At 38.3% G+C, this 11,246-nt stretch carries 10 protein-coding genes; 5 read left to right on the top strand and 5 right to left on the bottom strand.

Translation table 11 applies throughout. The features are described 5' to 3' along the window. Positions 1–89 precede the first annotated feature (89 nt). Positions 90–887 (bottom strand): M48 family metallopeptidase, encoded by a 798-nt coding sequence (locus tag ACT3RM_RS15050; RefSeq protein ID WP_441836321.1) that lies wholly within the window; start codon positions 885–887, stop codon positions 90–92. A 210-nt stretch (positions 888–1,097) separates the two neighbouring features. Here ACT3RM_RS15050 and ACT3RM_RS15045 point away from each other — a divergent pair, with 210 nt between their 5' ends. Next, on the top strand, positions 1,098–2,300 hold the full coding sequence (locus ACT3RM_RS15045; RefSeq protein WP_441836320.1) for a Bcr/CflA family efflux MFS transporter: 1,203 nt from the start codon (positions 1,098–1,100) through the stop codon (positions 2,298–2,300). A gap of 47 nt (positions 2,301–2,347) precedes the next feature. Here ACT3RM_RS15045 and grpE read toward each other — a convergent pair whose 3' ends face one another. Together grpE and ACT3RM_RS15035 are read right to left on the bottom strand one after the other, a co-directional pair. Further along, complete coding sequence (gene grpE, locus ACT3RM_RS15040; protein WP_441836319.1) at positions 2,348–2,962, bottom strand: nucleotide exchange factor GrpE; 615 nt, start codon at positions 2,960–2,962, stop codon at positions 2,348–2,350. Between the two features lie 58 nt (positions 2,963–3,020). Further along, the gene (locus ACT3RM_RS15035) at positions 3,021–3,986 is read right to left on the bottom strand and encodes an HrcA family transcriptional regulator (RefSeq protein WP_441836318.1); all 966 of its coding nucleotides are present in this window, start codon (positions 3,984–3,986) and stop codon (positions 3,021–3,023) included. 108 nt (positions 3,987–4,094) lie between these two features. Here ACT3RM_RS15035 and nadK point away from each other — a divergent pair, with 108 nt between their 5' ends. The 4 genes from nadK (at position 4,095) to pelG (ending at position 8,567) form a co-directional block, all read left to right on the top strand. Further along, positions 4,095–4,979 carry an NAD(+) kinase gene (gene nadK / locus ACT3RM_RS15030; protein ID WP_441836323.1) on the top strand — a complete coding sequence of 295 codons (885 nt, stop codon included), beginning with the start codon at positions 4,095–4,097 and terminating at the stop codon, positions 4,977–4,979. Positions 4,980–5,444: 465 nt separating this feature from the next. Further along, a complete protein-coding gene (gene recN / locus ACT3RM_RS15025; protein WP_441836322.1) occupies positions 5,445–7,118 on the top strand; it encodes a DNA repair protein RecN in 1,674 nt (557 codons plus the stop codon). A gap of 672 nt (positions 7,119–7,790) precedes the next feature. Continuing rightward, complete coding sequence (locus ACT3RM_RS15020) at positions 7,791–8,105, top strand: GRAM domain-containing protein (RefSeq protein WP_441993312.1); 315 nt, start codon at positions 7,791–7,793, stop codon at positions 8,103–8,105. A gap of 81 nt (positions 8,106–8,186) precedes the next feature. After that, positions 8,187–8,567: an exopolysaccharide Pel transporter PelG gene (gene pelG / locus ACT3RM_RS15015; protein ID WP_441993314.1), complete on the top strand. Its 381-nt coding sequence runs from the start codon at positions 8,187–8,189 to the stop codon at positions 8,565–8,567. Between the two features lie 418 nt (positions 8,568–8,985). Here the strand turns inward: pelG and tolC are convergent, their stop codons facing one another. Together tolC and ACT3RM_RS15005 are read right to left on the bottom strand one after the other, a co-directional pair. After that, positions 8,986–10,341, bottom strand: coding sequence for an outer membrane channel protein TolC (gene tolC / locus ACT3RM_RS15010; protein ID WP_441993316.1), 1,356 nt, complete (start codon positions 10,339–10,341; stop codon positions 8,986–8,988). A gap of 60 nt (positions 10,342–10,401) precedes the next feature. Next, positions 10,402–11,157, bottom strand: coding sequence for a DUF1499 domain-containing protein (locus tag ACT3RM_RS15005; RefSeq protein WP_441993318.1), 756 nt, complete (start codon positions 11,155–11,157; stop codon positions 10,402–10,404). Positions 11,158–11,246: the final 89 nt, after the last annotated feature.

The raw sequence follows: 11,246 nt of genomic DNA, 5'->3' as shown, positions 1-11,246 counted from the left end.
CAATGTTCACAGGCTTTTTCATTTTATTACTACCTAAAGAACCTAAACTCTGGATACAGTCTATCTCAAGCAGAGTTTATAACTATTAACTATAATGTACATTGTGGGTTTTTACCTTTGCCGCTCGCTGCTTTTTGTTCGTTAAGCGCTTCTGGCATTTTGGCTTGTAGCTCTTTAATACGATTACCCGGTGCAGGATGAGTCGACATAAACTCTGGCGTTTCACCGCTGCCAGCTTTACTCATGTTTTGCCAAAGCGTAACAGACTCTTTAGGGTCAAAACCTGCTTGTGCCATTAAATCAAGACCAATAACATCCGCCTCAGACTCATGTGAGCGGCTAAATGGTAAAACAACTCCATACTGAGCCCCTAAACCAAGCGCTTGCATTATTTCGCCGCGATATTGAATATTACCCATATCTAGCGCTGCACCGCCTACTTGCATGCCTGTTTGTAATAATGAATTTTGCGATACACGCTCATTTGAGTGCTCAGCTATTACATGCCCGACCTCATGCCCTAAAACAGTCGCTACTTGATCTTGATTTACCGCGACATCTAGTAATCCGGTATGCACACCTATAAAACCACCGGGTAAGGCAAATGCGTTTGCTGATGGCTCTTCAAAAACCACGACTTCCCATTTTTGAGTGGCATATTGATTAGGCAAAACAGCAATCACATCATCGGCAATGCATCTTACATAAGCATTAACTTTAGGATCGCTATTTACCTTTTGGTTTTTTTTCATATCAGCAAAACTTTGCTGACCCATTTCACTCATCTCTTGATCTGAATAAAGAGCAATCTGAGTACGTCCTGTTGGTGATGTTTTACAGCCAACTAATACAGCAGCAGCTAATGCAGCTAACACTAATTTTTTCATTCGATTCCCTCAATAAACAATCATTAACTCAAAGTCATGTATAATAAATGTAATATAACAAACCAAAAACTATTTAACATCACCATGCAATATATAATAAAAGAACATCTTAACTGCAAGGCTAAAGAATAAACTTAGCAGGCAAACTAAGTACCCAGGCATTCATCGTACTGTTACACTATAAGAGCCTTTTATTTATTAGAGTAGATTATGCAAGACTCTCCGGCATTTTTTAATAAACGCCTTTTACTGCCATTATTAGCAAGTATTGTTGCTATTACTCCTTTGGCAATTGATATGTATTTGCCAGCCATGCTAGTGATTGCAAATGATCTCAATACAGATATGCCAAACGTGCAAATATCTCTCAGTTTATATTTAGCCGGTTACTCTCTTGGCATGCTATTTTTTGGGCCCATCGCTGATCAAATTGGCCGCCGTGTACTTGCAAAAATAGGCTTAATTGGTTTCGCGATTAGTTCATTGGCACTGGCTTTTTGTAACGACATTCATTTATTTTGGGGTCTGCGCATTTTACAAGCATTTACTGGCGCCGCAGCAACGGTTGTCGTTCCCGGCATTATTCGTCATATTTACCAAAAAGACACTGCAAAGGGTATGTCGTATGTTTCGATGATCATGATGGTCGCACCGCTTATAGCCCCAACGGTGGGTTCAGCTATTATGGGCTTTTCACATTGGCAAACTATCTTTTTGGTTCTGGCAAGCTACAGCTTGGCTATTTTAGTCTTTGTACAAATTTACCTTATTGATATCCCTATTTTTAAAAGCCCATTAAAAGGCTTTGCATTATTTTTTGATAGCTACAAAACGGTATTTAAAAATAAAGGGGCTCACGCTGATATTGCCAGCTCAATGTTTGTATCGTTTGGCTTTTTTTGCTTTTTAACCGCTGTACCTTTTGTTTATCTTGATTACTTTAAAGTCTCAGAGCAACTATTTGGTGTACTGTTTGCTTTTAATGTCATGGCACTCATGTTTGGTAACTTTTTAAATACCCGTATAGTACCGCGTATTGGCTCACGTAAAATGCTTTATTATGGGCTTACAGTTGGTTTTATCGCCGGCAGTACCTTACTTACTTTTAGTATTTTGCGCTTCCCGTTATTTTATGTAGTTGCCGCAATTGCACCACTAATGATGAGCTTAGGGGTAATAGCCAGTAACGCAGATGCACTTATTTTAATGGAGTTTGAGAAAAACTCAGGCACCGCAACCGCAGTCATTGGTACTTTACGGTTTGGTAGTGGTGCGTTAGTTGGACCAATACTTGCGCTGATGCATGCACAAAACGCGGTACCTTTTTCAAGCTTAATGTTTAGCGCGTTAGTACTTACCTTAATTGCTCAGCTTTTGCATCGTGCTCGAGAGAAAAAAAATGCCCGTATTTAACGGGCATTTTATAAACTTATTTAACCAGACACATTTAAAAAAGCAAACTAAGCGTCAGTGGCTTTAGATACCATCACCATTGCAGGGCGTAATAAACGACCATTTAATGTATAACCTTTTTGCATAACAGCTAATACCGTATTTGCTGACACATCATCACTTGGCTGAATAGACATCGCCTGATGAAAATCAGGGTTAAATTGCTCGCCTTCTGGGTTAACAATTTCAACACCAAACTTAGCAACCGCCTCATTAAAGCTCTTAACTGTCATATCGATACCATCAAGTAACGGCTTTAATGCTTCGTTTTCTTTATCCGAAAACTCAATCGCACGTTCTAGATTATCAATTACTGGTAGTAGTTCGTTGGCAAATTTTTCAAGTGCAAACTTATGTGCTTTTTCAACATCTTGCGCTGCACGACGACGTATATTTTCAACATCAGCTGCGGCACGCACAACACCATCTTTTTGATCAGAAATTGTTTGTTTAGCCGATTCAAGTTCGCTATATAGCATAGCGATTTCAGCTTCTGGGCTTGATGCTTCTTCATTTTCAACACCATCTGCTGCATCAACGGCAGCATCAACCTCTGCTTGCATTTGCTCAAACTCTTCGTTTAATTGTGCTTCTTGCTCTGGTGTCTTTGTCTGCTCAGACATAATTAATTTACTCCAATTCTTTATAACTGCGGTAATTATGGGGATTGAATGAAAAGATTCAAGTACTCATCGACTCGATTAGTTTAAATTCTTGGATGATTGCTTCAATTTGCGCCGATTTAGGGCAAATAACACAAAAGCGGCTTTGGTATCCTTGGTTTTGAAAATAAGGAACACTTATCGTAATTAACTCATCACACTCACTAAAAGGAAGTTGTCCAGCACCGAGTACCGACAAACCATTCCTAAAGGCCAGTTTATCTTCAACATAATTTAAAAAAGAAACACCAATATTTAAATTTTGCTCGCAATCAATTTTTTTATAAAGGTAATGCTCTCCCACCACAATACTGTTGTCGGATCCCAGTTTATGGCTTAATTCCCTCGTCCACTGATTCAATGATGAATGACAATTTCGTGGTGCCGTATTCGCCATCGCTTGCATGCGATACAAACCTTCCATTAAAGTTTGCTGACTAAATACAGTATTCAGCCACGTTGCAAAATGGTAACGAACCGTATCGCTTGCATCATCAGGTTTATGAATACAAATATTGTGGCTTTGCCCGGCTCTGTCAAGAATAAGTACAAGCCAATCGCTACTATCAAAATCAAGTACTTCTACTCTAAATACTTGCTGCGAGCTCACTTGCGGTAATCCCACACAACAACATACTTGATAGCGTTGACTCAAACCATGAGCAAGCTCAACAAGTTCAGCTTGTTTAGGTTCCCAATAACTGGCAATTTCAGCAAGTGGAAAGAACTCATCCAGCCAATAGTCAAAGCCGGCATTGGTAGGCACACGCCCCGCTGATGTATGCGGTGAATATAAAAGCCCTACTTTTTCAAGACGTGCCATAACACTCCTTACTGTCGCAGAACACACAGCCATACCTTTTTGTTTTGCAATCCGGCTTGATGCCACTGGAAGGCCTTCACCGTTGCAATACATGCTCATAACGGCGGAAAATATTTGTTGATCGCGTGGATTTAAAATCATGGTATCTACATCTTTATGCATACAACGTATATCGGGGCTGAAAAGATTTTTTCAAGTGTAAAATCTGTATTTTCAAAGCTGCTCGTTTTACGTTACTCTACTGATATTCATACTAATGATGTATTTAACATGGAATCACCGTTTAAAACAATTGGCTTAATAGGCAAACCAAATCATGTAAATGCTGCTGCAACATTACAGCGTTTATATACATTCTTAAATGCGCTCGGGTTTACGGTAATAGTTGAACAACGTACCGGCCATCAGTTGAAAGATGTACCACGCCAAAAGCTAGTTAAATTAATAGAGCTTGGAGAACAAGCCGATTTAGCTATTGTGGTTGGCGGTGATGGTAATATGCTGGGCGCAGCTCGCGTATTAGCGCGTTTTAATGTCGCGGTTATTGGCGTTAACCGAGGCAACTTAGGCTTTTTAACTGATTTAGACCCAGAAGGCTTTGAAGCAAGCCTAGAGCAAGTACTAAGCGGCCAATACATTGAAGAAAATCGCTTCTTATTAGAAGTTGAAGTATACCGCCATGCTGAGCTTAAAAGTGCAAATTCGGCTGTTAACGAAGCCGTACTACATGCCGATAAAGTAGCGCATATGATTGAATTTGAGGCTTTTGTTAATGACGCTTTTGTGTTTTCTCAGCGATCTGATGGCTTAATTGTTTCTACTCCAACGGGCTCTACTGCTTACTCTCTTTCTGGAGGCGGGCCAATTTTAACCCCTGAATTAAATGCGATTTCGTTAGTACCAATGTTTCCACATACCTTATCAAGTCGCCCACTAGTAATTGATGCCGATAACGAAGTACGTTTAAAACTCAGCCTTGATAACACCGACAGCTTGCAAGTCAGTTGTGATAGTCACGTGGTGCTTGCAGTATTACCTGGTGATGAAGTAGTGATAAAAAAAGCCGATAAAAAATTAAGGCTTATTCATCCAAAAGACTACTCTTATTATCATGTATTGCGTACCAAATTAAATTGGGGCAGCCGTTTATACTAACTTTATTGCGCTAACTAACCCTTTAGCGCAAAACACCTAAAAATGACCATTCGTTATCAGCAAAAAATAATAACAATATCCGCTTGAAGTTTTTTGCTCTATTGCCTCTACCTTCTTGCTTGGGTCTTATTTAATAACCTAGCAAACAAAACAGGCAAGCAATGAACTAACCAAATCCTACCTCACAGATACACACGACGAACTAACGCAACGTCTAGGCATTTTTGCAAAGCGAATTCAAACCGGTATTACTTTTAATAAAGTGTTTTATAACTAAATTTTCCCTGTATTAATTACCATGCTTAAAATACCTTCTTTATGCTCAGATGCTCTTGATAATAATAAAAAATTGAATAATATAGCGTTCAAAAAAGTAACTTTCATTGTATAAAAGCTGAAATTTAATTTGCAAAAAGTAAAAACACTGTATAAATTGACAGTTAAATGACTGGATGGATGAACAGTATGTTAATTGGTTTAGAAATTAAAGATTTTGCAATTGTAAGTAACTTAAGCACAGAATGGCACGCCGGCATGAGCGCTATAACTGGCGAAACGGGCGCAGGTAAATCAATTGCAATTGATGCTTTATCACTGTGCTTAGGTGAGCGCGCTGAAGCCTCAGCCGTTCGCCCAGGCTCTGACCGCGCCGAAATATGCGCCGAGTTTGACCTCACTCAACTCCCTCTTGCTAACGCATTTTTAACAGAAAACATGCTCTCAAATGACGAGCAAGAGTGCTTGCTCAGGCGTGTTATTTGTAAAAATGGTCGTAGTAAAAGCTATATAAACGGCAGTCCTGTCACAGCTACACAGCTTAAAGAACTTGGCCAATATTTAATTTCAATCCATGGCCAGCATGCGCATCAACACTTATTAAAAAGCGAGCACCAATTGCAGCTCCTTGATGAATATGCAGGCCACTCTGAACTCATAGAATCAGTACGTCATAGCTGCAATGAATACCAGTCTTTACAAAAAGAATTTACCCGGCTTGAGCAGCAACAACAACAGCAAGCGGCACAAAAACAGCTACTAGAATATCAAGTTGCTGAGCTTGATGAATTTGCACTACAACCAGATGAATTTGTAGAAATTGAAGCCGAGCATTATAAGTTAAGCCATAGTCAAACAATAATAGAAGCCTGCCAACGTGAGCTACAAGCACTGTATGAAAGTGATGAGCAAAATGCCTGCTCACTATTACAACACAGCGCCCAACAGTTCGCTGAACTAGCTAATTACGACGAAAACCTATCAAGCGTTGCAGCACTACTAGCAGAGGCTGCGGTACAAGTTGAAGAAGCCAGCCGAGAAATACGTGGCTACACTGAACAAAGCGATCTTGATCCTGCCCGGCTAGATGAAGTTGAAACACGCTTAACAGGCGCGATGGATTTAGCCCGCAAACATCATATAAAGCCCGAACAATTGGTTGATTTTCACCAAGATATTGCACAAGAACTAGAATCAATCAGTAATAATTCATCCCGATTGGCTGAGCTTGAATGCGAAATTGAACACGCTTTAAACTTATATATCAAAGCGTCTCAAGCATTAAGCGATAGCCGCCTAATAGCTGCTAAAACATTAAATACGCTTATTAGCGAAAGCATGGCGCATTTATCAATGGAAAATGGCGTATTTGAAATTTCCCTGACACCTCAGCCTGGGCGCCCCCCAAACAGCTTAGGGTTTGATACCGTATCGTTTTTAGTATCAACCAACCCCGGACAACCCCTACAGCCGCTCTCAAAGGTTGCATCGGGTGGTGAGCTGTCACGTATCAGCTTAGCTATTCAAGTGATAATAGCGCAAAAAGTAACTACACCTACGCTTATTTTTGATGAGGTGGATGTAGGTATTTCAGGTCCAACCGCCTCAGCTGTTGGTAAGCTATTACGCCAGTTAGGACAATCCACACAAGTAATTTGCGTTACTCATTTACCGCAAGTTGCAAGCTCTGCTCATCAACAATTTTTTGTTGCCAAAGAAATAGCTAATGACGAAACCTTTACCCACATGCTGCCATTGAACAAAGCAGGCCGAGTTGATGAAATAGCAAGGCTGCTCGCAGGCGACAACATAAGTAAAACCGCCCGAGCAAACGCAAAAGAGTTGATCATGGCACATGGGTAAGCTTGCTTAGGGCTTGTTAACCTTAAAGGGTTGAAACTTATTCGGTCTAGTCTTGCTTTTATTTATAAACAATCAAGCCAGCTTTGTACCAAAAGCTGCGTTTGCTCATGGCATTAAGTACAACCTCGTTTCACTAATTTTAACTAAGAAAACCAGCATGTTAAAAAAATAATAAAAGCAACTAACGTTTTATTTTTAGCAAGTCTTGTTAATGCTTGTAATCATATTGAGGCAAATCAGAGCATTATACCGGCTAAACACAGCTCTATTTTTAGCTTTATTATTATTGTGCCAATAATTAGCGTTATGTTAATTATTTTAAGCTATTGGAAAAACCTCACCTTTAAAATAAGTTTACAACGCTATTTACATATAGCTTTAATTTTAATGCTTACTTTGGCCTGGGTTACAGAGTTAAATTTAGCTAATAACTTATCTAGAACATTGAATTCAAATATAATTATAATCTCATCGTTGTTTCAAGTGTTACTGACTATCAGTGCCTACTTATCACTTAAAAAACAACAAATTAAAGATAAAAAACAACGATATTTTTTATAATATGAGCAAAAACGACCAGATAAAAACATTTATTTTACATTATTGACACATTTAAATTAGCCAATTACACTCTAAAAAATAATAACAACATGTGACCATCATGGAGCGAAAATGAATGCAGCACTAGACAAAGTAACTCAACTTAAAAGTTGCTACGCGACATTGCAGTTAGGTGTAGCTAAAGCTGATGGCCGTTTAACTTTAACTGACCACTTACTGCATTTTAAAGCGTTAAATAAGCAGCTTCAATTAGGCTCATATGCAATTAAACTGGAATCAATAGTCCACGTTGAAAAGTCTTCTACCAAAGCTGCTGACATAATTTCCATTAACCGCAACAGTATTAAAATTACAACCCAAGAAAATCACAATATTGAATTTATTTTAGCTGAGCCTGATGAGTGGTTAAGTTTTCTTAAAAGCTAAGTTGTGAACTAGCCTTTCTTTTTCCTATGTAAACAGACCCAGCCACCAGCCGAAAAGTCATCCCAAACTATGTGCTGGATAATGAACAGATTTATACCAGCGCCGAAATACTTAACTAAAACATGCTTATTATTATGGGGTGAACAGATACTGACTTTTATTGGTATTGATCCCAACTATAAAACGTTAGTATTTATTGATGTGGTCGGTGTAGGCGTACAGGTTATATTTTTATCTATTTTAAATGTTTTGTTTTATTTAGATAAACGCTCAACAGTACTTTTTTTAGCTGGGTTATTTTTACTAATAAATATTGTTTTAACTTTACTATCAATAGCCTTAGGCCCGCAGTTTTATGGTTATGGCTTTGCATTAGCCACTATAATTACCTCGGTAGTCGGATTATTTTGGCTTTCAAAGCAATTTGAAGAGCTAGAATACGAAACCTTTATGCTGCAATAAATAATATAAAAAGCTGAATATATGATGTTCACGCCGTTCTCTTAGAGTGAATGGCGTATTTATTCTTGGCAAACTTTAATCACTTTTGGCACTATTAATGTGTATAAACTAAGTAATTATGTGAGCAATAATAAACCAGGTAGATTCCATTTTTTACCATGAATTAAACCGCCTATTAATGGTAGCCATATGCCAAAATAAGGATCTGAATTTCGCCATGGAAACCTGCCTGCACCTTATATACTAAATAACCTGAAGATGTAGAACTCAGCACTTCACTGGGGCTTAATATCTAGGCGCTATTTTGGATAAGACATTCCATACTTCATCTCTTCCATTAATCTTGCCATGTAGATTCGATATTAATTGCTCATATTTAACTTATTATACACTTGCTATTTGAACACAAAATAAGTGCCTAGAGCGCTTTTAAGCCCTCATTAATTGCGACTAAATCATCGCCTGTTAGTGTCCCTGTTGCTTGCTTTAAGCTAAGGGTCGATAGCACATATTGATAACGCACATCGGCTAAGTTACGTTTTGCATCATACAAGCTTTGTGTACTAACGAGTACGTCAACAATAGTTCGAGTACCTACTTCAAAGCCCGCCTCTGTGGCTTTTAGCGCACTTTGCGCTGAAACAACAGCTTGTTCTAGTGCTTTATACGTTGCAATATCAGATACAACTTGGTTATAAGATATTATTATAGAGCGTGTCACTGCACGAAGATTTGTTTCTAGATCTTGGCTTGCAGATACATAAAATGCGCGCGCTTGGTTCGTTGCAGCTGCGGTCGCACCACCTGAATATAAAGGAACGCTAAGGTTAATACCTACAGAACTTGAGTCACTGCGTGATTGGTCGTTAAAGTTTACATTGTTAATAGTTCCATCGCTGAGTGAATCTCCGTATGTTGCATCTAATGTAAGCTTTGGATAATGCCCAGCTTGTGCTAATTTAATTTGCTGTTTAGCTATGCCAACCATTACTTTGGAGACTTGTAAGCTAATGTTTTTTCCTTGGGCTACTTTAACAAAATCGTTTGAACGTTTTACAGGTTTAACCATTGAAAAATTATCTGTATTTAAAAAGCTTAGCTTTGCATGATATTTACCTGTTATTTCACGCAGTTCTTCACGGGCTGTTTCGACTGAGTTACTCGTAATGATCTCTTGAGAGACCGAGTTGTCGTACTGCGCTTGTGCTTCATGTACGTCTGTAATAGCTGTTAACCCAACGGCATAACGTTGTTTTGTTTGCTCTAGCTGGCGGTTTATTGCACGCTTTTCGGCCTGAGTAAACTCAAGATCATCAAGTGCACTTAATACATTAAAGTACCCTTGAGCAACGCGTACGATTAAATTTTGCTTAGCTTCGTCGTATTGAGCGGTTGCTTGCAGTGCTTGTTTGTCTGCAATATCTAATGTGTTCCATGCTCCTAAATCAAATAGAGTTTGACTTAAGGTAATGCCCCGAGAGAACGCATCAGCATCACTTTGCACCTCAACTTGATTTGTTAAATCGCCCACACTTTGAAATGAGGTTGAGTTACTTTTTGTATAACCCATGGTTAAACCAATTTGCGGTAACAAAGCACTCATTGCAGTATCACTTTCGTAAGACTGCGCCTCAGCGTCAGCTTTTGCTTTTAACACAGTCGGATCGTTAGCAATAGCAACTTCATAAACTTCTAACAAGTTATCTGCACTCGCAGTTTTCATAATAAATAAGCTAGGTAAACAAAGTACCACAGCAAAAATATATTTTTTCATTTAGAATCGAATCCTTAAACAACGTTAAATTAATAGCAATGTAATAAACGGTAATAAAAATTAATAAGTGTTTGTTTTAAATAGTTTAATGAATTCAAGAATACGCTTAGCGTTAACCCCCCTATCACCCCGACCAATACGCGACACACTGCGAATATCAATTTGGCTTCCTTTTTTATAAGCAGTGATCTTTACAATTACATCATCTGAAAAGTTAAAAAAAGGGGTTTGTGCAATGCTTTCAAAACTGAGTAGACTTGGGTTTTGATAAACAATTTTCCACTGCATTTCATAAGCCGTATTTAGCGCATGAAGGTACGCTCCCTCAACACTTAGCTCTGATTGAATTGGTTGAATATTTGGGTAAGCTTGTCTCTGTTGTTTTGCGATATTATCGCCGCCATAAATTAATGAGTTTTTTCTACCCTCATGACTTTCGATTAAAAACTCAAACTCTGGAGGCTGTTCAATATTAGTGGTTATGTCATGTATTGGTGGAAATTTTTCAGAGTTGCTAAAAATATTAATAACACTCGGGGCTAAAATACCTAAGCCAATTAGAAGCGTAATTACTGACTTTAATATCCCTTTATTTATATGGTATTTAACGCTGTATATTAATGAAAGTAGTGCTAAAGCAAGTACGCTGTAGCCTAATAAATTATTATAATTATTACTTGCTCTAAATCCTGTTATTGCATCCCAAAACCCTAAGGAACACCCAAATACCATTAAGGTTGCAATAGCAGCAAATAAAACACCTATAACTAACGCTATATTGGGAAACTTTGCACACGCAACATTCATTTTCATCATTATTTATCCTATAGCCTAAGTGGCCTACTAATCCATTTTAATAGCAACGATTAAAATGGATTAGTATTATTAATTACTCTGATTTACTT

This window comes from Pseudoalteromonas sp. AOP7-A1-14 (assembly GCF_052376275.1).
Taxonomy (GTDB): domain Bacteria; phylum Pseudomonadota; class Gammaproteobacteria; order Enterobacterales; family Alteromonadaceae; genus Pseudoalteromonas.
Note: the sequence above shows the minus strand (reverse complement) of the source record. Positions and strands in the feature narration are given on the sequence as shown.

Coding starts and splice junctions, on each gene's coding strand:
- ACT3RM_RS15050 (WP_441836321.1), bottom strand. CDS start 887: ATGAAAAAATTAGTGTTAGCTGCATTAGCTGCTGCTGTATTAGTTGGC.
- ACT3RM_RS15045 (WP_441836320.1), top strand. CDS start 1,098: ATGCAAGACTCTCCGGCATTTTTTAATAAACGCCTTTTACTGCCATTA.
- grpE (WP_441836319.1), bottom strand. CDS start 2,962: ATGTCTGAGCAGACAAAGACACCAGAGCAAGAAGCACAATTAAACGAA.
- ACT3RM_RS15035 (WP_441836318.1), bottom strand. CDS start 3,986: ATGCATAAAGATGTAGATACCATGATTTTAAATCCACGCGATCAACAA.
- nadK (WP_441836323.1), top strand. CDS start 4,095: ATGGAATCACCGTTTAAAACAATTGGCTTAATAGGCAAACCAAATCAT.
- recN (WP_441836322.1), top strand. CDS start 5,445: ATGTTAATTGGTTTAGAAATTAAAGATTTTGCAATTGTAAGTAACTTA.
- ACT3RM_RS15020 (WP_441993312.1), top strand. CDS start 7,791: ATGAATGCAGCACTAGACAAAGTAACTCAACTTAAAAGTTGCTACGCG.
- pelG (WP_441993314.1), top strand. CDS start 8,187: ATGAACAGATTTATACCAGCGCCGAAATACTTAACTAAAACATGCTTA.
- tolC (WP_441993316.1), bottom strand. CDS start 10,341: ATGAAAAAATATATTTTTGCTGTGGTACTTTGTTTACCTAGCTTATTT.
- ACT3RM_RS15005 (WP_441993318.1), bottom strand. CDS start 11,157: ATGATGAAAATGAATGTTGCGTGTGCAAAGTTTCCCAATATAGCGTTA.